Source organism: Alteromonas sp. I10 (assembly GCF_003201515.1).
Classification (GTDB): domain Bacteria; phylum Pseudomonadota; class Gammaproteobacteria; order Enterobacterales; family Alteromonadaceae; genus Alteromonas; species Alteromonas macleodii.
The window spans coordinates 338,903-359,657 of record NZ_QJJN01000004.1; the positions used below are offsets into that span (position 1 = coordinate 338,903).

The 20,755-nt window shown below is 45.2% G+C and carries 20 protein-coding genes and 1 pseudogene; 13 read left to right on the top strand and 8 right to left on the bottom strand.

Going from position 1 to position 20,755, the window contains the following annotated elements; all coding sequences use genetic code 11:
- Nucleotides 1–22: 22 nt before the first annotated feature.
- From BZA03_RS10480 to yegQ, 4 genes are all read right to left on the bottom strand, one after another.
- A complete protein-coding gene (locus BZA03_RS10480) occupies nt 23–1,198 on the bottom strand; it encodes a trans-acting enoyl reductase family protein (protein ID WP_110288733.1) in 1,176 nt (391 codons plus the stop codon).
- 138 nt (nt 1,199–1,336) lie between these two features.
- Nucleotides 1,337–2,566, bottom strand: coding sequence for an aminotransferase class I/II-fold pyridoxal phosphate-dependent enzyme (locus BZA03_RS10485; protein WP_110288734.1), 1,230 nt, complete (start codon nt 2,564–2,566; stop codon nt 1,337–1,339).
- 111 nt (nt 2,567–2,677) lie between these two features.
- The gene (locus BZA03_RS10490; RefSeq protein ID WP_110288735.1) at nt 2,678–2,929 is read right to left on the bottom strand and encodes a YfhL family 4Fe-4S dicluster ferredoxin; all 252 of its coding nucleotides are present in this window, start codon (nt 2,927–2,929) and stop codon (nt 2,678–2,680) included.
- 3 nt (nt 2,930–2,932) lie between these two features.
- Nucleotides 2,933–4,429 carry a tRNA 5-hydroxyuridine modification protein YegQ gene (yegQ, locus tag BZA03_RS10495; RefSeq protein ID WP_110288736.1) on the bottom strand — a complete coding sequence of 499 codons (1,497 nt, stop codon included), beginning with the start codon at nt 4,427–4,429 and terminating at the stop codon, nt 2,933–2,935.
- Between the two features lie 333 nt (nt 4,430–4,762).
- Between yegQ and BZA03_RS10500 the strand changes: the two genes are divergently transcribed.
- Together BZA03_RS10500 and BZA03_RS10505 are read left to right on the top strand one after the other, a co-directional pair.
- Nucleotides 4,763–7,210, top strand: a complete 2,448-nt coding sequence (locus BZA03_RS10500; protein ID WP_110288737.1) for a zinc-dependent metalloprotease — start codon at nt 4,763–4,765, stop codon at nt 7,208–7,210.
- A gap of 216 nt (nt 7,211–7,426) precedes the next feature.
- On the top strand, nt 7,427–7,873 hold the full coding sequence (locus BZA03_RS10505) for a hypothetical protein (protein WP_231506494.1): 447 nt from the start codon (nt 7,427–7,429) through the stop codon (nt 7,871–7,873).
- On the opposite strand, the gene BZA03_RS10510 is transcribed toward BZA03_RS10505, so the two are convergent.
- Nucleotides 7,870–8,298, bottom strand: coding sequence for an Lrp/AsnC family transcriptional regulator (locus BZA03_RS10510; protein WP_110288812.1), 429 nt, complete (start codon nt 8,296–8,298; stop codon nt 7,870–7,872). The genes BZA03_RS10505 and BZA03_RS10510 overlap by 4 nt on opposite strands.
- A 138-nt stretch (nt 8,299–8,436) precedes the next feature.
- On the opposite strand from BZA03_RS10510, the gene BZA03_RS10515 reads away from it, so the two are divergent.
- Together BZA03_RS10515 and BZA03_RS10520 are read left to right on the top strand one after the other, a co-directional pair.
- Entirely contained in the window at nt 8,437–9,552 is a 1,116-nt protein-coding gene (locus tag BZA03_RS10515; RefSeq protein ID WP_181417289.1) for an aminotransferase class I/II-fold pyridoxal phosphate-dependent enzyme, read from the top strand.
- Between the two features lie 2 nt (nt 9,553–9,554).
- Nucleotides 9,555–10,490, top strand: coding sequence for an ornithine cyclodeaminase family protein (locus BZA03_RS10520; RefSeq protein ID WP_110288739.1), 936 nt, complete (start codon nt 9,555–9,557; stop codon nt 10,488–10,490).
- 203 nt (nt 10,491–10,693) lie between these two features.
- Here the strand turns inward: BZA03_RS10520 and BZA03_RS10525 are convergent, their stop codons facing one another.
- Nucleotides 10,694–11,812 (bottom strand): succinylglutamate desuccinylase/aspartoacylase family protein, encoded by a 1,119-nt coding sequence (locus BZA03_RS10525; protein WP_110288740.1) that lies wholly within the window; start codon nt 11,810–11,812, stop codon nt 10,694–10,696.
- A gap of 90 nt (nt 11,813–11,902) precedes the next feature.
- The gene (locus BZA03_RS10530; RefSeq protein WP_014949776.1) at nt 11,903–12,673 is read right to left on the bottom strand and encodes a HesA/MoeB/ThiF family protein; all 771 of its coding nucleotides are present in this window, start codon (nt 12,671–12,673) and stop codon (nt 11,903–11,905) included.
- 124 nt (nt 12,674–12,797) lie between these two features.
- Here BZA03_RS10530 and moaB point away from each other — a divergent pair, with 124 nt between their 5' ends.
- From moaB to BZA03_RS10565, 7 genes are all read left to right on the top strand, one after another.
- The gene (moaB, locus tag BZA03_RS10535; protein ID WP_014949775.1) at nt 12,798–13,304 is read left to right on the top strand and encodes a molybdenum cofactor biosynthesis protein B; all 507 of its coding nucleotides are present in this window, start codon (nt 12,798–12,800) and stop codon (nt 13,302–13,304) included.
- The gene (gene moaC / locus BZA03_RS10540) at nt 13,301–13,780 is read left to right on the top strand and encodes a cyclic pyranopterin monophosphate synthase MoaC (RefSeq protein WP_039225443.1); all 480 of its coding nucleotides are present in this window, start codon (nt 13,301–13,303) and stop codon (nt 13,778–13,780) included. The genes moaB and moaC overlap by 4 nt, the downstream gene beginning before the upstream one ends.
- 164 nt (nt 13,781–13,944) lie before the next feature.
- A complete protein-coding gene (locus tag BZA03_RS10545) occupies nt 13,945–14,193 on the top strand; it encodes a MoaD/ThiS family protein (RefSeq protein WP_039225445.1) in 249 nt (82 codons plus the stop codon).
- A 2-nt stretch (nt 14,194–14,195) separates the two neighbouring features.
- Complete coding sequence (locus tag BZA03_RS10550) at nt 14,196–14,669, top strand: molybdenum cofactor biosynthesis protein MoaE (RefSeq protein ID WP_014949772.1); 474 nt, start codon at nt 14,196–14,198, stop codon at nt 14,667–14,669.
- Nucleotides 14,651–15,871, top strand: coding sequence for a molybdate ABC transporter substrate-binding protein (modA, locus tag BZA03_RS10555; RefSeq protein WP_110288741.1), 1,221 nt, complete (start codon nt 14,651–14,653; stop codon nt 15,869–15,871). The genes BZA03_RS10550 and modA overlap by 19 nt, the downstream gene beginning before the upstream one ends.
- A gap of 2 nt (nt 15,872–15,873) precedes the next feature.
- Nucleotides 15,874–16,569 (top strand): molybdate ABC transporter permease subunit, encoded by a 696-nt coding sequence (gene modB, locus BZA03_RS10560; protein WP_014976765.1) that lies wholly within the window; start codon nt 15,874–15,876, stop codon nt 16,567–16,569.
- Nucleotide 16,570: 1 nt separating this feature from the next.
- Nucleotides 16,571–17,812 (top strand): ATP-binding cassette domain-containing protein, encoded by a 1,242-nt coding sequence (locus tag BZA03_RS10565; protein WP_110288742.1) that lies wholly within the window; start codon nt 16,571–16,573, stop codon nt 17,810–17,812.
- A gap of 2 nt (nt 17,813–17,814) precedes the next feature.
- On the opposite strand, the gene hemN is transcribed toward BZA03_RS10565, so the two are convergent.
- Entirely contained in the window at nt 17,815–19,188 is a 1,374-nt protein-coding gene (gene hemN / locus BZA03_RS10570) for an oxygen-independent coproporphyrinogen III oxidase (protein WP_110288743.1), read from the bottom strand.
- 83 nt (nt 19,189–19,271) lie between these two features.
- Here hemN and BZA03_RS10575 point away from each other — a divergent pair, with 83 nt between their 5' ends.
- Both BZA03_RS10575 and BZA03_RS10580 read left to right on the top strand, forming a co-directional pair.
- Nucleotides 19,272–20,087, top strand: a complete 816-nt coding sequence (locus BZA03_RS10575) for an SGNH/GDSL hydrolase family protein (RefSeq protein WP_110288744.1) — start codon at nt 19,272–19,274, stop codon at nt 20,085–20,087.
- An 82-nt stretch (nt 20,088–20,169) separates the two neighbouring features.
- A pseudogene (locus tag BZA03_RS10580) lies at nt 20,170–20,749 on the top strand (DsbA family oxidoreductase).
- Nucleotides 20,750–20,755 lie beyond the last annotated feature (6 nt).

Here is a 20,755-nt window from a genome sequence, read left to right on the forward strand (position 1 = left end):
TCAGCCTTCGTTTTTTGAATCGCTATTTCTCGATAGCAAACGTTAAGCCTGCATTTTCTTCTAAACGGCGGATAAGCTTGTTACCAAGTGCTGCCGCAGGTGTGAAGAAACCACCAGATAAACTAACGTCTTTGCACAAGCAAAGGGCAGATTCTGAAATCATTTTACTGGTAGAGCCGTAACCTGGATCCTTGTCGCCTTTTACCGATACGGCTAGCATATCACCATTGGTAGCGGTACCCACAAACATGACATCGTAAAAGCCATTTTCGCGCTCTTCTTTGCTCGGGCCTTCACCTGGTTTAGGGCCATCATCACTTGCAAGCGACTTATCTTTGGCAACGTGATTCGCCATGGCTTCACCTTTCTCACCTGGACCAGTCATCATCATTTCATCATATTGAAAGTTCTTGCCGTAGCTATATCCGCCCAGGTAGTTCGTGCGATGAACGTTTTTAGTATTGATGGCCGCCATAATAAATGGTGCAACCCATGTGCCTAACTGCTCATCGAAGTAAGGTTTATTGCCATCGGGCTGTGGCTGATTTGACGCGCCATCGGTTAATGAGTGCGGGTTAATAAGTGCCGCCATGACAGACTTATCTTTGTGCGCAGCCGCCATGGTCGCTTTTAAACTTGCAGCCGTACCGCCAGAGAACGTGCCCTGCATTTTACGAACGCGACCTTTTACATATTCAATGACATCGCCAGTTTGCTTTTTGGCATGTTCTTGAAGGTAGTACACACCAAGGTCAAAAGGCACAGAGTCAAAGCCACACGAGAACACAATGTTTGCGCCGGTTTCTTTAGCTTTCGCTTCGTATTTATTGATCATTTGGTGCATCCAGGCTGGCTCACCGCAAAGATCTGTATAGCCGGTGCCGTTATCGACACATGCAGAAAGTAACTTTTCACCGTAAATTTGATACGGACCAACAGTGGTAAGTACAACGGCTGTGCGCTTCGTCAACGCATTTAGCGCGTCATCATCATCACCATCGGCTACAATGCTAGCAACGCTTTCACTAATGCCTAGCTCCTTTTTTACGCCGTTGAGTTTAGCTTCGTTTCGGCCTGCGACCGCCCACTTAACGTTGTCATCGCTGCCATACTGAGCCTGAAAATATTCAGCTACTAACTTACCCGTAAAACCTGTAGCACCGAAAATAACTACATCAAATTCCCGTTCGTTACTCATTGTTTTGTCCTGTTTTATCTCGTTTCGACACGTGTCATCAATATGCGTTACTCAATATACGCACAAGCACCCATATCTATCATTTTTTTCGGTAATATTTGTCTATTCACGAAATTAAATGGTGAGCATAAAAAAGCGTTAGCTTAATGATTCTACAAACTCAGCAAGCCGTGAAAGCCCTTCCTCCAAGCGTTCAATGCTAGTGGCGAAAGACAGTCTTACGTAATGGTTGGCATTGTGCTCACCAAAATCATTACCCGGCGTAAGCGCTACGTTATGTTGTGAAAGTAGGGCATCACAAAATTCAATTGCAGTTAAGTCCGTATGTTTAATATTGATGTAGGCGTAAAACGCACCGTCAGGCTTTGCATCTAAACCAAGCCCCATATTTTCAAGTGCACTAAAAACAAGGGAAGCACGCTTTTCCAGCGTATGGCGGTTTTGCTCGCATTGCGCCAATGCTTCTGGTTTAAAGCACGCAAGAGCGGCTTTTTGCGATAGGGTAGAGGGGCAAATAAACAAATTCTGCGCGAGTTTTTCAACGATGGGCGTCATTGCTTCAGGTACCACACACCAGCCAAGACGCCAGCCGGTCATGCCAAAATATTTGGAAAAACTGTTTATTACGACCACTGTTTCTTCAAGCTGTGCATTGGCAAGTACGGTTTGAAGTTTGGTATCAGTGCCCAAGGTCGATTGGGAAGCGAATGTATCATTGCGTACATCAAGATCAGCCGAAAGCGATAGATCCAAGTAAATTTCGTCAACAATTAAGAAGCCACCTTTGGATTTGCAGTACTCGCCAATTTTAGTCAACTCTTCTGCATCTATAACCGTACCAGTAGGATTGGCAGGTGTGGCAATAAGTACACCTTTCGTGTTGTGCTTCCAATTATCGGCAACACTTGTTGCGGTTAGCTGAAAGTTATCCTCACTGCGTGTTGGTACCAGCGTTACCTCTGCGCCAAATGCGTTTAAAAAACGTCGGTTACAAGGGTAAGAAGGGTCGCCCAATATCACGTTGTCGCCTGGTTCAACCAAGGCAGCACTTGCCAAAAGTAAAGCGCCAGAAGCCCCAGCGGTCACGACCACTCTAGAAGGGCTTACAGCTACGCCATGTTTAACTTCATAAAAGCGTGCAATGGCTTCACGTAGTTCAGGCATGCCCAGCGCCGAGGTATAGGGAAAAACTGGGGCATTTAAGCTTTCTTTCATTGCGGCGAGCACTGCCGCGGGTGCGCCGAAATCAGGCTCGCCTAAATTAAGTCTTATAACATCTTTACCTTGCTGTTCTAGTGCCGTGGCTTTTTCGCCATAGGCCATAGCAAGAAACGGAGAGATCACTGTAGCGCGAGAGGCAAACTTCAAAATAAAACCCTTATTAGTAGTGCCAATTCAAACTGTACCGCAATTAGGGATCACTCTTGGTTATGATTCAAGGGAATTCTTCGAGAAGTACAATTAACTCGCTGACTTACTTCATAGATAACTATTTAAACGAACAAACTTTTCGGCCAACTCGTCTAGTGATTCTTTATTGTGCGGGTCAGGCTTAACAACATCTATTGGGCATACCGCTACGCAAGTGGGCGCATCGTAATGCCCCACGCATTCTGTACAGCGTAATGGGTCTATTTCATACACTTTACTGCCCATGCTTATAGCGGCATTAGGGCATTCGGGTTCGCACATGTCGCAGTTAATGCAGCTATCAAGAATAAGCAGTGCCATGCATTATGCCTCGCTCGCGTTTTCGGGTGTTACTGCACTAGGAGCTTTTCGAAACGGATTGCGGGTATCAACGCCTTCATCTAAATTTCGCAGCAGTAGGGCAAAGTTTAGAGACACATCGCTGGGTATCGGTATTCTTACTTGGTGTCCTGAACCCTTAGCATCCGTAATAGAATGGTTTCTCTTATCCAGCATCTCATTTAGAGTAAAGGTAATGTTGCCGCTTGGCGTCATCAACTCAAGCGAGTCACCTACACAGAATTTGTTTTTAACGTTTATAATTGCATAGTTAGACTCTTCACAACGGTCAATCACTTCACCAACAAATTGCTGTTTATCGCTGACTGAGTGGCCATACTCATAGTTCTGATACGCGTGGTGCGCATGGCGACGCAAGAAACCTTCGGTATAACCTCGATGAGCTAAAGTTTCCAAGCTTCCCATTAATGTACTATCAAATGGCTTTCCTGCTACCGCGTCGTCAATTGCTTTTCTATAGACTTGAGCGGTTCGGGCACAGTAGTAATGTGATTTAGTGCGGCCTTCTATTTTTAAACTATGCACGCCCATTTGGGTTAACCTGCCAACATGTTGCACGGCACGCAAATCTTTAGAATTCATGATATAGGTGCCATGTTCGTCTTCAAAAGCTGGCATCAGTTCGCCAGGCTTTTCCTTTTCTTCTAACATAAACACTTGGGAGCTTGGCGTGCCTTCACCAAGGGTAGGAATTACCACTTGAGGTGCTGTAACTGCCTTATTAATCTCATTGGTTAGAACGATGTCGCCAGTTTCGTTTTCCTCGCCTGCCTTAACATCGTAAGACCATCGACAAGCATTGGTACAAGTGCCCTGATTCGGATCGCGTTTATTCATATATCCAGACAATAAGCAGCGCCCCGAATACGCCATACAAAGCGCGCCATGCACAAACACTTCCAATGCCATGTCTGGAACATGCTCGCGAATAGTTTCAATTTCTTCCAAAGAGAGCTCTCGGGACAAAATAACGCGCTCTATGCCTTGTTTCTGCCAAAACTTCACCGTGGCGTAGTTCACCGCATTGGCCTGTACACTCAAGTGAATAGGCATTTCAGGGAAGGCGTCGCGCACCATCATAATAAGCCCTGGGTCTGACATAATTAACGCATCGGGCTTCATAGCAATTACTGGTGAAATATCTTTAAGGTAGGTACCTAGCTTACTGTTGTGCGGAGCAATGTTGCTTACTACATAGAACTTTTTACCTAAAGCATGTGCTTCTTTTATGCCTATCGCTAAGTTCTCAAGGCTGAATTCGTTGTTTCTTACGCGAAGCGAGTAGCGTGGCTGCCCAGCATAAACAGCATCAGCGCCATAGGCGAAAGCGTAGCGCATGTTGCGTAAGCTACCCGCAGGTGCAAGCAACTCTGGCGCGATTAACGTTTGGTTTGGCAATGTTGAAACTGAGTCTTCACGTAGGTTAGAAGAGCTGCGATTAGGTGATAATTTTGAAGTCATAGATAAAAACCGCTACTAGACGCTTTAAACAAGGCGGCGGATTTTATAAGCCGTAAAATACCTCTACAACTCAAACAAAGCTTGGTGTTGACCAAGATCAAATAATTTGTTGTCGCTTGTGTTTTTGAATGTTTAAACGGCAATTGAGCAGAGTCAATGCCAGCTGTTTTCTTCCATATAGTTGCGTTTTTAGTGCATTACCTTCGGTAGGAAAAACCAAGCCTGTTCACAGCTAAATAACAAGCAAAAAGAGCGCATTAAACGATGAACTACCATGGGCAAAACCCACCACATAGGGTAGGCTAGAAATTCACAATAATAAGGACTAACTGCATGCTGCAATTGAACATTTTTCATAAAGCGGCACGACAAGTAAAAGCATCGGGCAAATCGGCCATTGCGATTACGGTATTATTTGTCGTGTCTACGTCTTCCGCATTGGCTGCGCTGCCAAGCATTGGTGAATTCACCAGCAATATGACCAAAAAAGATGGTTTAATTCCTGTTTACTATGACGATGAAAGTGACAAAGTTTACTTGGCGGTGCCAACAGACCACGCCGAATACCTGTTTCAAAGTAGCTTGCCGTACGGTGTAGGGTCTAACGACATTGGCCTTGATCGCGGCCAGCTAGGCAACACGCGTTTAGTAAGCTTTGAAAAATTTGGAAACAAGGTTTTATTAAAGCAGCACAACACCAAATACCGAGCAGCCCATGGCAGCGACGCTGAGAAGCAGAGCATTGATGAAGCCTTTGCTGATTCGGTTATCGCAGGTTTTACGCTGGTAGCCAAAAACGACAGCGCCAGTCTAATAGATTACACACCGTTCTTATTAAGCGATATCCATGGCATTGGCAATCGCTTAGCGGGAACTAACCAAGGCAGTTTTAGCGTAGATAACATGCGAAGCGGCGTGTATTTACCTAAAACCAAAGGTTTTGAAAAAAATACTGAATTAGAGGCTTTAGTCACCTTTGCAGGTAAGAAGCCAGGCGAATACGTGCAGCAAGTTACGCCCGACCCAGAAAGCTTGTCGGTGCACTTGCATCATTCGTTTGTGGCTCTGCCTGACGATAATTACACGCCCAGAGAGTACCACCCGTACTCGGGCTACTGGAAATTCAGTTACTTTGATTATTCAACGCCTATCAGCGAGCCTACTGAACAGCGTTTTATTACCCGCCATCGTTTAAACAAGAAAACCCCGCATGCTGCAATGAGCGAAGCAGTGGAGCCTATTGTGTATTACCTAGATCCTGGTATTCCAGAACCCGTAATGACCGCGCTTAAAGAAGGGGCGAGCTGGTGGAATCAAGCCTATGAAGCCGCAGGCTACAAAGATGCGTTTCAGGTGAAAGTATTGCCCGAAGGTGCCGACCCAATGGACGTGCGCTATAACGTAATCAACTGGGTACATCGCGCAACGCGCGGTTGGTCTTATGGTTCGTCGGTTGTCGACCCGCGCACTGGTGAAATTATCAAAGGTCACGTTACGCTCGGCTCATTGCGTGTAAGACAAGATTATTTAATTGCCCTTGGCCTAACCAGTCCTTTTAAGGACGGCAGCACCGACACCACTGCACAGCAAGAAATGGCTTTAGACCGCATTAGGCAGCTTTCAGCCCACGAAGTAGGGCACACATTGGGTATAGCCCACAACTTTGCGGCAAGTGAAAATAACCGTGCGTCGGTAATGGATTATCCTCATCCCAAAATTAGTATTAAAAACGGCAAAATTAGCTTGGAAGGCGCGTATGATAAAGGCATAGGCGCATGGGATATTCACGCCGTAGCGTATGGCTATCAAGATTTTGCCAGCGACGTAGAGGCAACCGAAGTCTTGGCAAAAATTATCGTAAAAGGCCGTAATGAGGGTTTAAGTTTTAAGTCAGACCCCGATACCCGCAGTAGTCGCCATGCATCGGCAAACGGCCATATGTGGGAAAACGGTAGCAATCCGCTAGATGCTTTCGATGAAATTTCACAAGTACGCGAACTGGCGTTAGCCAATTTAGGTTTAGACACCTTAAGCCCAAATAGCAGTTTATCCTCGCTTGAAAATGCTTTAGTGCCTATTTACTTACTCCACCGTTATCAGTTAGAAGCCGTTGCAAAGCAAGTCGGCGGCTTAGTGTATGAATACGAACGCAAAGGTGACTATACCAAAGCACAGGGCCAACAGTTTGTAGCGCCTGCAGTGCAGCAACGCGCTATGCAGCAGTTAATTACAGCTACTACCGCTGATTACCTGACGATACCTGAATCGGTACTCGCCCTTATTCCACCGACAGCGTATGGCGACGATATTACTCGCGAGCACTTTAAGGGCAAAATGGGGTTAATGTTAGACCCTGTTTCTACCGCCGCTTCTGCATCTAACTTTGCGTTTGAATTACTATTGCACCCAGAGCGCTTAAACCGCTTGGAGTGGCAAACAAGAAGCACTAATGACAGACGTAAAAAAGTAGGCGTTTCTATGCTGGTGAAGCAAATACTTAACGTTCATTGGTATAAAAATAAGTCACAAAGCCCATTAGCAAAACGCTTACAGTTAGTGGCGTTAAATGCAGTGATGAAAGCAGTAACTAACGATAAGTTGGCGCCTGAAGTAAGAATGGAAGCCGAACTTGCTCTGCTTGAATTTAGCGAATGGTTAGACGACAAAGCAGACGACAATCAGTATGAAATACTGAAAGAACAGTTCGATACTTATTGGGCTAGTAAGGCATGGCCAAGTACCTTTGAAGTAGAGCCGCTACCGCCAGGTTCGCCGATTTAAAATGCGCTGCTACCAAGGACGCTGCTGATGCAAAACCATAGTAGTAAAAAAACGTCAATGCCGCAAAGGGATGCTGCGGTACGGCGTATTCCTGTATTTGTTGGGCTACTGCTAATTCTCATACCTTTAGCTGAAAGCGTTAATGGGAGTGTTTTGTGGGGGATGAACTACCATTCCCCAAAGCTCATGTCACAGGTCGGGGATATGGTAGCCTGGGTGAAATTGATAGCGGTATGTGTAGGTGTTTACCTGATTTTTAAGCAGAAAGGTGCACTTAAGCTTTTGTTCAAAAATAAATGGGTTTCTAACATCCTTAACATTTTTATCGCTGTAGTGGCTTTTATTCAGGTTAACCTAGGCTTTTTTGACGTCGCAATGGATATGGTGTTAACCGATAATACAGACTACTTTCATAAAGAATTTGAAATAGGCAAAAACACTATTTACGTGCATACCCTAGACCAAGGTGCTTTGGGAAAGGCTTATCATAACTTTTACTTAAAATGCCCACTTCCTTTACACCGTTTTGAATTAAAACCAATTGAACAAACAGACTGGGTTTTAGATTTACAGCTTAAAGCAACCGATGTTGGTTTTGGCGTGTTTAACGGACGTGGAGAGTTTAAACATGATATTGGTTTGAATGGGATAAATTGTACTTAAATTGTGAGCGGCTTCCTCGTCACGCTGGACAATATCATCATTGTATTGGACTCTGCCATTATTGATAGATCTCCCAAAAAGCCGTCTAGTGCTTTCATTGAATCTGTCGCTACTTTCATTATGAAGGCGCGTTCACCCGTCACATTGTATCCTTCAACGACCTCTAGCCGTTCTTTCATAAATGCTAGTATTTGCGGCTCCTTACCAATAAATACACGGGCTTGAACCATGGCTGTAATAGGTAATCCCATGTTGTGGCTATCGATTGTTGCAGTATAGCCAGTAATTACGCTTTCCTCTTCTAATCGCTTTACGCGTTCAGCAACCGCGGGGGCGGAAAGGTGGACACGTTTCGCTAATTCCGAGAAGGAAATACGCCCCTCAGACTGCAAAATATGTAGAATATTTCTGTTAATCTTGTCCATCTTATTTTTCCAAAGTAAACGCAGCCTTTTCCTTTGTTTTACAAAGTTAAATGCGCGAAATTCAATTATTGTGTTATTCATCGCTTAGCAGGTCAAGCATACACTGAGCAGTATCAATTGACCTATAGAAGACAAATCATGCAAATCGATGAATTTACACTTGAACGAATCCAATCACTCTATGAAAACTTAGTTGAACTGAACCTATCTGATAGCGGTGTTCACCCATATCGATTAAACGAACTGCTCAATCAGGAGCAGCAACAAGAGCTATTGAGTATTGAACTTGGATACGGTTGGACTAATGGTAGTGTGCAACTTCGAGAGCGCATTGCTGCCCTATACAGCAATCGAACTTCTGACAATGTAATCGTTACAAATGGCTCGGCTGAAGCAAATTTCCTAATGGTAATGAGCTTACTTGAAAAAGGCGATGAGCTAATAGTTATTGTTCCTAACTACATGCAGATAGCTGGGTGGGCTAAGTCGTTAGGGGTGAAGGTCGTCGAAATTCCATTATTGGAACAAGACGGTTGGCTACCAAACTTTGAACTGCTAGAAAAAAGCATATCGGCTAACACCAAGATGCTCACTATTTGTCATCCCAACAACCCAACGGGATCTACGCTGCCTCTTGAACAAATACAGGAATTGGTGAACTTTGCAAAACGGCACGACATTTATATCCATGCTGATGAGGTATACAAAGGTGCGGAGTTTGATGGAAATGAACTACCTAGTTTTGCAGATGAATATGAAAAGGCGATTATTACCTGCGGCTTGTCAAAAGCTATGGCGATGCCTGGTTTACGCCTAGGATGGCTAGTTGGGCTACCCGAAGACATCTACAAAACGTGGCAGTGTAAGGATTATACCAGCATCACCACTAGTGCTGTAAGCGAATATGTAGCGAATATAGTGCTAGAACCAACCTTTCGGCATCAGGTATTAACCCGCAGTAAAGAATTCTTAATAGATAATCTAAATAGAATTAGTGAGTGGGTCGATGAAAATTCCTGGGCCTCGTTTGTACCCCCCAAGGCAGGAGGTATGGCATTTATTCGTTATGATTTACCAGTTAACTCGACTGAGCTTGCCCACGAGTTTAGACAAGAATTGAGCGTGCTTATTTTACCTGGTGATGTGTATGGCTTAGACGGTTACTTCAGAGTAGGAATAGGCGCGCCTAGCGATCATTTAGAAAAAGGGTTGGAGAGAATTAGTCATTATGTGAAGCACAAATATGGGGTGTAAACATGAAGATTGTCACTAAATCTGAAATTCTGACCGTGCTGAGGCAATTCGACCCATTACTTGATGTTGAAAGTGGATTTGTTGACTATTCCAAAGGCTTAGCGTGCATCCCGCCTGTAAGTGAACTAGTGCTTGAGAAAGGTGAAGTACATATTAAGTGCGGTTACCTCAAGGCTGGAGTTCATTATGTGATTAAGGTTGCATCAGGCTTTTATGGCAATAGTGTATTAGGCTTGCCGTCCAGCAACGGCTTGATGATGCTGTTCTCCACCGAAACAGGTGAAGCCAAATGTTTACTGCAAGATGAAGGTATTTTAACCGACCATCGTACTGCAATTGCAGGCGCCATTGTTGCCAAGTATTTTGCTCCTGCCGTGGTCTCTGCCATTGGGGTAGTAGGCACTGGTATTCAGGCATGTCTTCAGGTGAAGCGAGTGAGTCAAGTGACAGGATGTAAAAAGATAATAGTGTGGGGACGTTCAACGGAAGCTGCTGAACGCTTTAGACGGTCCATGCAAGTCGAAGGTTATAATGTAGAGCTTATCGAGCACTTGGAGTCGTTGGCCGGGAAGTCAAACCTAATCATTACCACAACCCCGTCTTCCCGACCGTTACTAAGCCAGAATATGATCCAAGCAGGAACATTAATAATTGCAATTGGCTCCGATACACCCGAGAAGCAGGAGCTGGATACAGATATTTTGGTGAATGCCACCAGAATTATTGTGGACAGTAAAAAGCAAAGTTTAACACGTGGTGAGGTATCTAAAGCACTTCGTGCATCCGCTATTGGTGAACATCAAGTGTTCGAGTTGGGAGCAGAAATCGCAAAGGGGAGGCGACCAACGATGGCAACAGAGACAACGGTTGTAGATTTAACGGGTTTGGCAGTTCAGGATTTAAAAATTGCCGAATTTGTACTAAATAGGATTAACTAAGCTTTATCTTGCTAAATATTCAGTGAATCTAGCAAAACGGACTCTTTACCCTTGCGTAGTTCGCCAACTTTTTTTCGTGAAAAAGGTGCGCTTTGTAGCTGCTTTATGAATCAGCGAATAAGCACTCCCTTAGGGCGGTTGCAACAAACTCTAATCCAATTTGTTGCAACCAAGTTCACATCGTATCTATTTGTAGATAAAACCTACAATTCCCGATAATTAGTAAACACCTTATACAACTGCGTCCCACTCAATACCGAAGCCGACGGGAAGTGTAGAATAGGGATCAAATCGCAAGGCGCTTCTAAGGTCCTGCTGCCGTTGTCGGTATCCAGATCGTCAATATTTAAAATTTGCGCCAGTGGTTCGCCTTTCTTCACCGTTTGGCCTGGTTTCGCCATGTACTCCACCATGCCGCCCCAGTTAGTAAACAGGGTTTTATAGTCTTTTAAATACACGCCTAAACGCTTCATTTCTGTCGGTTTAATATCGCATTCGTGCAATACGCCTTTGGCGTTTAAGTAGCTAAGAATACTGGTGGCGTCTATATTACCTTCGTTAAAGTCGATAACTTCTTGGCTACCCATTTCAAGCGTAAACGCTTCAACGTTAAAGCTTACCTCACGCGCTAAATTAGTTTTTATGCTTTCTTGCAGTGTCCACCATGGGCAGAACGTCGCTTCGTCCAACGCCCCCGCAAATACGTTTGGAATAAAAATACAATGGGGAATGTTAAACAGCTTAGCACTGTCTTTGGCGTACTCGGGAATATAAACGTGACGGGTAGACACCGGGCCGTTGTGGAGATCTAACACGAAATCGGCATTTACTGCCATTTGCTGTAGCTTTAGGTTCAACTGCTGCGCTAGTCCTAGGCCCCAGGGTTCAGCCAGTTTGTTGTCGATAGCGTTAGATAAGTGAGCACGAAAACGTTGTTTTATGCCTTCAATAGACTCTTCGCGGGTGACCGTTTTGGAGAAATGCTCAACTGCATCCTTATCGAAGAAGTAGCCGCGGTTCCAGTTTGTGCCGTTCACAGGATCGAACCGGCCTAATGTGTACTCACCGGCTTTGATGTTAGTACCAATGGGATTACAGTTGGGCACTAGGATAATTTCGCCGCAAATATCCATGTCTTTTAAGCGCTGAATGAGATGGTAAATAACCACGTTGCCTTGCACTTCAGCGCCGTGAATAGAACTTTGAATATACACGGTGGGGCCAGGGCGCGCTCCTTTCATTCGATAAATTGGCACGTTCATGTTACGTCCAGACGCGTTTTGCGCCACTACCATGTGTTTTTTCACTACTTGGGTTGTCATTTAAATCAACCTATTTTCTGTCTTGTTCTTTGTTTTAGTCTGTTGTTTTTAATCACGTTTTTAGAATTCATGCCGCAAATGCACATAAACTTAACAAGCACATAGCTCGCAATCTACGCCTTTAGGTAGCTTCCAGTTTCTCCACTCGTGCGACAGAGCATCAAACGTCATTAACGTGTTTTTAGGAATACTATCGAAATCCATCAATACTTGCATAGCTAGCATCGCTTGATAAGTACCAACAATATTCACCACTGGCGAGAATATACCTGCCTCTACACAGCTTAAATCGGGCGATTCAAATAGCGTCCGTAAGCATGCATAGCAACGGCTCTCACCGGGTATAGCGACGAAAAGCTGGCCTTCAAAGCGAATGGCCGCGCCCGATACTAGCGGGGTATTTAGTTTAAAACACAGTAGGTTTATTAAATCTCGCGAGTTTGTATTGTCGGTGCAATCTAGCACAACGTCAGCACGCTCTATGGCTTGTTTTAATACTGGTGAAAGCTGAGTAGAGCTGGGCGCCGAAAACGGTTCTGCTATTACGGTAATGTCGCAGTCGCTGTTTATTTCACTAAGCCGCGCTTTAGCCGCCTCTACTTTATTTGTGCCTACATCTTGTTCGCTAAACAAGGTTTGCCTTGGCAGGTTGGTGGCCTCAACTGTGTCGTGGTCGATAAGTGTAAGAGAGCCCACGCCACTGGCGCAAAGGTTAGTAGCAGCCGCGGTGCCAAGCCCGCCAATACCAATGATACAAATATTGGCGTTTAGCAGCGCTTCTTGACCGTCTAGATCCACTTTTGGAAGCACGATATGGCGGTTATAACGCATAGCCTGCTGATGAGTTAGGCTTTTAGACATAGTTTATGCCAACTTAGTTGTTGAATTCATGGCATGCACCCTTATAAAGTGATTACCAAATAGTATTTTGGCTGGTACTTTATCAAAAACCGCCAAAATGTCGCATATCAAATTAGGATTTCATATGTCAGTTGTCAGCCAACCCCTTAATATTGCCGTACTCACTATTTCAGATACGCGCACCCTCGAAAACGACAAGTCGGGAGACTACTTGAAAGAGGCGCTTACCTCGGTTGGCCATAACCTTTACGATCGCGACTTGGTGAAAGACGATATTTATCAGCAGCGCGCCGTGGTGTCGAAGTGGATTGCCGATAAAAACATTCACGCCGTATTAATTACCGGTGGTACAGGTTTTACCCACCGCGACTCAACGCCAGAGGCCATCAGTGTATTGTTCGACAAAGAAGTCGACGGCTTTGGCGAGCTATTCCGTCAAATTAGCTATGAAGAGATTGGTACATCAACCATTCAGTCTCGCGCGGTTGCGGGCTTTGCTAATAATACGGTTATTTTCTGCTTACCAGGCTCAACAGGCGCGTGTCGTACGGCGTGGGAAAAAATTATTTCGAGCCAGCTTGATGCCGACTTTAGACCGTGTAATTTTGTGAAGCATTTGGTGGAAGCATGAGCACCTTTAGCCATTTAAACGCTGGCGGTGAAGCTAACATGGTTGACGTTAGCGACAAAGACGTTACCAAGCGAGAAGCCACAGCAGAAGGTTTTTTATACGTAAGCGAAGACGTTATTCGCCAAATCTCTGAGTCAAAAATTGCAAAAGGTGATGTATTTGCAGTTGCCCGTGTAGCGGGTATTCAAGGGGCAAAACGCTGCGCCGATCTTATTCCTCTTTGTCACCCATTGGCACTGTCAAAGGTGGATATAAACTTCGACGTTCAGGCCGACCAAAACCGAATTCAAGCCACCTGCTATTGCAAGCTAAGCGGTAAAACCGGCGTTGAAATGGAAGCGCTCACGGGTGTAAATGTGGCGCTGTTAACCTTGTTTGATATGTGCAAAGCCATCGACCCTGGCATGCATATGGAAGGGGTGCGGGTACTGGAGAAAAAAGGCGGTAAGACAGGCCACTGGCGGTCCGACACCTAGTTTTCACAAAGGCCAGTGAAAGGCCAGTGAGCTAAAAAATGACGTGCATAAAGCGTACACGCACTCAAAAAGCAACGCATTTTAGGCTCAACCCATTTCAGAGGCTTGGCAAGATTAATTAGCGCGCACAAAGCGACCTTAACAACGTAGATAACAGGCAAAGCATGCAGGTAACGGTAAAAACATTCGCACAAACCCGAGAAATCACGGGAGAGGACAGTATCGCGCTTCATATAAGCGAGAACAGCACCATTGAGACCGTGATATCGCAGCTTAAAACGCGTAGTGACAAGTGGGCATTAGCACTAGAGGGCAGTGTGCTTACTGCCTGTAATCAAGAGCTTTGCGATCTCCAAACAGTACTTAGCGACGGTGATGAGCTGGCGCTATTTCCACCTGTGACAGGGGGCTAGCTATGTTCGCGCTAGTTCAAGTTGAAGATTTCGACCAAGGAGAGCTTTACGCTAGGCTAAAACAGTCGGCAGATGAGAAGGCCTGCGGCAACACCGGCGCGATTGTTACTTTTACTGGGCTAGTGCGAGATTTTAATAACGCTGGCGACATAGACGGCATCGAATTAGAGCATTACCCGGGCATGACTGAAAAAGCATTAATGCTTCTGGTTGAACAAGCGAGCGAACGCTTTTCACTTAACAGTGCTGGCGCACTGCACAGAGTAGGGCGCATACACAACAACGAGCAAATTGTATGGGTAGGTGCCGCCGCTCCCCACCGCCAGGCGGCGTTTGACGCTGCCTGCTACTTAATGGACATGCTTAAACAGTCGGTACCGCTTTGGAAAAAAGAATTTAAAGGCGATAAATCTGAATGGGTTGCGGCGAAAGCATCTGACGATAAAGCGGCACTTAAGTGGATGCGCAAAAAGTAATGGTTTGTTCTTTAGCAATGCGACTTTCAAGCTTTGTTAACTTGGCCATGCTTATTTTGGTAAGTGCAAGTGTAGCCCTAAGCGTTACGGCTCTTTCAAGTTCTGTGGCACAGGCGAGCAGTTTTGAAGCGGCGAATAATACTGTAAATGAAGGGAGTGTTAGTAGTGCCGATAAACAAAACCAGTCAGTAAATTTCAAGCGCGATGAAAAAATTAACGTAGCCGTTGCGGCAAACTTTGCAAAACCGCTAAAGAGTATTGCCGAGCAGTTTACTGAGCTAACCGGCATAGAAGTCGCGGTAACGATATCCTCTAGCGGTACTTTGTATGCGCAAATTCAACATGGTGCTAGCTTCGACGTTTTTCTATCTGCAGATCGCGCTAGGCCGCAAGCGTTGGTTGATAACAACGTAGTTCACCACGGCAATCTGGTGGATTACGCTAAAGGCAAGCTTGCGTTTGTCTATGCTGGCGACTTATCAAGTGAGGCATCACATGAAACATCCGGTAAAAGGAATTGCGAGCAGATCGCGCGCTCATCTACTGGAGACACAACTGCACAAATAAACGTTCAGCTTACCGATTGCTTGTCGAAGCAGCTTGTTCAATTAATGGAAAATCCACAAAACAAGGTAGCTATCGCAAATCCTAAACTGGCTCCCTATGGTGATGCTGCGCAACAGACGTTGCAAAACTTATCCTTATGGCAACAGTTTTTACCTCACAGAGTGATGGGTAAAAACGTGCTACAAACCTTGCAGTTTTATACCACCGGCAGCGTGAAAGGGGCGTTCGTTGCGTACTCATCGGCGTTAGATTTGCCCGCAGACTTATCCTCTAATTTGCCTTCTAATTTTAACAGTGTTGTGAATACCAAAAGCGCCGATGCTGTTACGGTTATCGTCCCAGTACCTGAAACCTTGTATCAACCCATCATTCAGTCGTTGGTGGTTAATAGTAAAACGGTAGCTACATTATCTCCGAATCTGTTCGAACCACTTCCAATTAAAAATGCGGCAGCGCCAGTTGATGAGCCTATTCACAACGACAACGTTGAGCCAACCAGAGCATTTCGTTTGAGTGACGCTAATGGAGTGTCATCACCCAGCCTGTTCGTACAGTATTTAATGTCGCAAGGGGTGCAGCACAGCTTAATTGAATGGGGCTATGAACCTACCATTGCATCGGGCGTAGGTAACTAAGTATGCTCACAGAATTCTTCGGGGCATCGACACTTGAAGCCATATTACTCACCTTAAAACTGGCCTTTATAACCAGTGGTTTGCTGTTGTTAATCGCATTGCCGCTAGCGTGGTTTTTAGCGAAATGGCAGAGCAAAGCTAAGCCTTTGGTTATGTCGATACTCGCGTTGCCTTTGGTGTTACCGCCAACTGTGCTGGGTTTTTATTTGCTTATTGCTTTTTCGCCGCAAAGTGCGTTGGGGCAGGGATGGCAAAGCCTAACCGGGAGCAATTTAGCATTTAGCTTTGAAGGTTTGGTGTTGGGGTCTGTCATCTACTCCCTACCATTTGCTCTGCAGCCTTTGTACAGCGGCTTTTCACAATTGGATAACCGTTATCTAGATGTAGCAAAAACGCTGGGGTTTTCGGCCTTTGAAGCGTTTATAAAAATAGTGCTTCCTTTAAGCAAAGCGCCCATCGTGGTGGCATTAGGCTTAAGCTTTGCACATACCATAGGCGAGTTTGGCGTAGTATTAATGATAGGTGGCAATATTCCTGGAGAAACTCAGGTGCTGTCTATCGCGCTATATGAACAGGTAGAAGCGTTGGAATATAACAGTGCACACAACCTTGCGTTGGCCCTTCTTATTTTTTCATTTGTGATGCTTGCGGCGCTCTATCGTTTTAACGGTGTCGCACGAAGTGATGAGGCGCGTTAACATGCAAATATCTGCGCGACTTTCTAATCGCATTAACGCACAAATCTCATTGCAGCCGCAAAGCCGATTCATTGGGATTACCGGTCCATCAGGTGCGGGAAAAAGCAGCTTGTTTCGCGCCCTAGCTGGCGTAGAAAAAAGCGCAGAAGTGCAAACGCCGTGGACCTCTCAAAAGGTCGGCATCGTTTTTCAGCAGCCCATGCTATTTCCCCATACCGATGTGCGCGGTAATTTAGCCCTTGCGCAGCGTCACGCAAGCCCTAATGCAATGTCTATCGATGCGTGTTTGCGCGGCTGTTATTGCGAACATTTAATTGATAAGCCAGTTCAAGCGCTTTCTGGCGGCGAAGCGCAGCGGGTCGCGATTGCGCGTGCGTTGGTCAATGGACCAGATGTGTTATTGCTAGATGAATCGCTAAGCGCGATTGATATCTTTACCCGTCGCAAAATTTACCAGTTTTTGAACAATTTGTGTGTGTCGGGGAAGCTCATATGCCTTGTGATTTCTCACGATTTAGATGACCTTGCCTTGTTCAGCGATGAGTTGGTTTTTATTGACCAAGGCCGCACCGAGCTTTGTGGAAAAACGCTCGATGTGTTGACTCAAGTATTCGCAAAAGAGGGATTTGCGACACCGTCTAGCGTACTTGAGGGATTTAAAGTTACTGCGCAAAGCGAAGCACATGACAGCAACCAGTCACAAAACGCCGTTGTCAGCTACAAACACGGTAGCGAAACCCAACAAGATCAAAATGCTCTAACCTTACAAGGCAATGAGCAGTGCCAGTCGGAAAACGGTATTGAGCGCGTTGAGGTAGCGGGGCAAGAGATATTCGTCACTGCAGAATCAGTGTCCTATTTGCCTCAGCAAAGCGGTGAAAAAGTTTTTGTTCGTTTTGCAGTTAAAGCCTGTGATGTAAGTATCGATACCAATATTGCTGACTTTGGCAATGCCAGCACAATCAGTATTTTAAATGCGCTGCCATGTGTTATATCTAGCATCGAACCCGTGGCGAATCCACTCAGTCCCCTGAACGAGCCAGAAAATAACGCCGATACAGAACTCACAGATACAAAGTTAACTTCTAAAAAGCTAGCGACCGTAAACAGCGCGAAAGTGTTGTTAAAACTTGATGTACTAGGCAGTAACCAAACCCTATATGCCAGCATTAGCTGTATCTCTCTATCGCGTCTTAAGCTTGATGTAGGGATGCAAGTGATTGCGCGGTTTAAATTGCCCTAGGTTTAAATGGCTTTGGAGTAGCTACTGAGTATTTCACTTGCGTTCAAATAAGCGTCGAAACGCGCACAAATAGCCCGAATGTGAATGCGAGCAGACTCTGGCACTCGAATATACCGAGATGTTGTTTCGATAAGCCCGTCTTCTTTAAGTTCTTCAAGGTTGTTTAAGGCTGAAGCAAAGTATTCATCAAAAATGATGTGGTGCTTGTCGGCAATTGCTTGCTTGTCTACCGCTAAATTGCACATTAAGCTAGAAATCACGTCTCTGCGAATAAGGTCGTCGACACTTAATGACAGTCCGACTTTCGCATTGGGCAGGTGGTTGTCTAAGCGATGGTAATATTCTTTTAGCTCCTTAGCATTTTGCGCAAAGGCATTACCTACCGTGCTAATGGCTGATACGCCGAACCCTATAAGGTCGGCGTCGCCACGTAAGGTATACCCTTGAAAGTTGCGGTGAAGCTCGCCTTTATTTTTCGCAATAGCCAGTGAGTCTTTGCTTAAGGCAAAATGATCAAGACCAATCATTTCATAACCTATGTTTGTAAAGCTGTTAACGGCAAGCTTGTAAAGCGCCGCTTTTTCTTCACTACTTGGCAGTGTTTCTTCAGCAAATTTACGCTGCGCTGCGAACCTCTCGGGAAGGTGTGCATAGCTAAAAAGCGAAATACGATCTGGCATCATGGCTTTTGTTGCGGCGATGGTTGATGAAAACGTTTCAATTGACTGATTCGGTAAACCATAAATTAGATCTAAGTTGACTGAGTCGAAACCCAGCGACCGAGCCTCGAATACTAAATCGGCAATGTGAGATGTGCTTTGTACACGATTTATGGTTTTCTGAACATTGTAATCAGTATCTTGTAAACCAAAGCTAATGCGTGTGTAGCCGAGACATTTTAAGTTTTGAAGATAGCGTTTATCGATATTTCTGGGATCTAACTCAATTGACAGTTCAGCACCTGCTTCAAAGGTAAAGTGTTTCTTAAGCAGGTACATTAAATAAGTATGCTGAGTCTCGCTCAAAAAACTGGGTGAACCGCCACCCAAGTGCAGAGAAACTGCACGCCTGCCGTCAGTTAAATAACGCTTAGACAGGATTTCTTTTTCTATGTAATCTAAATATTCGTCCGCTTTTTCATTGTGACGCGTCACCATTTTATTGCAGCCACAGTAGTAGCACAGCGTTTTGCAAAATGGAATGTGCACGTAGAGACTTACTGCCGGCGCTTTTGACACTGCAAGTGCTTGTGGAAGTATGTCATCTTGTAGCGGTTCAAATTTAAGTGCAGTAGGGTAAGAGGTATAGCGAGGAGCATTCAACGCATATTTGGTAATGGTTGATACGGGACGGTGTTGTACGGCAATTATTGTCATATTGGCTCTGCACTTATATGTAGATATCTAGGCGCGAATTCAATTCGATGGTTAAAGCTTAATGGATTGCTTAGGAGGCTGATTTGATCTACTTCAAGGTTTTGGTATTAAACCTGATAATTGTTTTACTTCTTCCAGTCATTTTGCTTCAAGCATTCTGGGTGAGGAAGAAGACCGCTGTACTACCAGAGCCCGACGGCGAGCGGGTATTAACCTCTGCCGATAGTAAATTGCTGCTAACTAATAACGTTTTGGTTATAGGCGATTCTGCCGCCGCTGGTGTTGGTGCAACGACGCAAATGGGGGCACTCACAGGTCTGCTGTACTCAAACCTTGTTAAGCATGGGCCAACGCGAGTGACGTTGAATGCTAAAACAGGTTTTAAAAGTGAAGATGTGCTCAAGCTTCTTCATGAAATGCCTGCCGAGTACTTTTCGTCGGTGCTCGTCTCTATTGGTGTTAACGATGTGACCAAATTTGTACCGTTGAAACGGTGGCGACAAAACATCGATGCTATTAGTACGCTACTGTCAGATAAATTTGGGTGCGAAACAATATTATTTACTGCGCTACCGCCAATTCATTGCTTTCCAGCGCTTCCGCAACCTTTGCGTGCACTATTAGGTTACCGCTCGTGGTTACTAAACCAAGCTTTGGCTGATAGCGTAACAGCCCGGGCTAACGCAGACATATTATATGTTAGTGCACTTAATGTGAGCGGAACTATGACGGATATTCAGCAAAGTGGTTTGATGGCAGAAGATGGCTTTCATCCCTCCACGAAAGGCTATGAAATATGGGCACACTCAGCCCTTGAAAAACTTTCCACGCTTTACAGCACCACAATGGGCACGACAACAAAAGTCACAGCAGAAACTGATGTAACTGCGACGAAATAATCGCAGTGTGGGGTTGAAGTTTCTTTTTGTAACCTTATCTAAGCCCTTATATCTTCATGAATTCAATAAAGCGAGGCCTATCATGGCAGCAAATGAGCAAGGTGTACAAAGTGCGAGCGGTATGCAGAGTGTAACAGTTAATATGGTTTCTGACGTAGTATGTCCATGGTGTATTGTTGGGTACCAGCGTTTGCAAGAAGCCATTAAAACCCTTGATAACATTGAAGTGGATATTAAGTTTCATCCCTTCGAGCTAAACCCCAATATGCCAGAAGAAGGGCAAAACCTTCGCGAGCACATAATGGAAAAATACGGCATTAGTGAGCAGCAAAGCGCGCAGAACCGAGCACGGTTAGTAGAAGCGGGCGAGCAATTAGGCTTTTCGTTTAACTTTACTGACGACTCTCGCATGCAGAACACGTTTAAGGCTCACCAACTTATTCACTTTGCTGCAGAAAACGGTTGGCCTTGATAAGTCTGAAGCTGAACAAGCGCTTAAGAGTGAAAAATACGCGCAAGCAGTGCGCGAGGAAGAAGCCCTTTGGATGCAGCGCGGTATCCAAAGTGTACCTACTTTTGTCATTGGTAATCAGGGCGTAGCCGGGGCACAAGAGCCAGCAACATTGGCTGCATTTATTGCCCAAGCAGCATCACAGCAATAAGCAGGT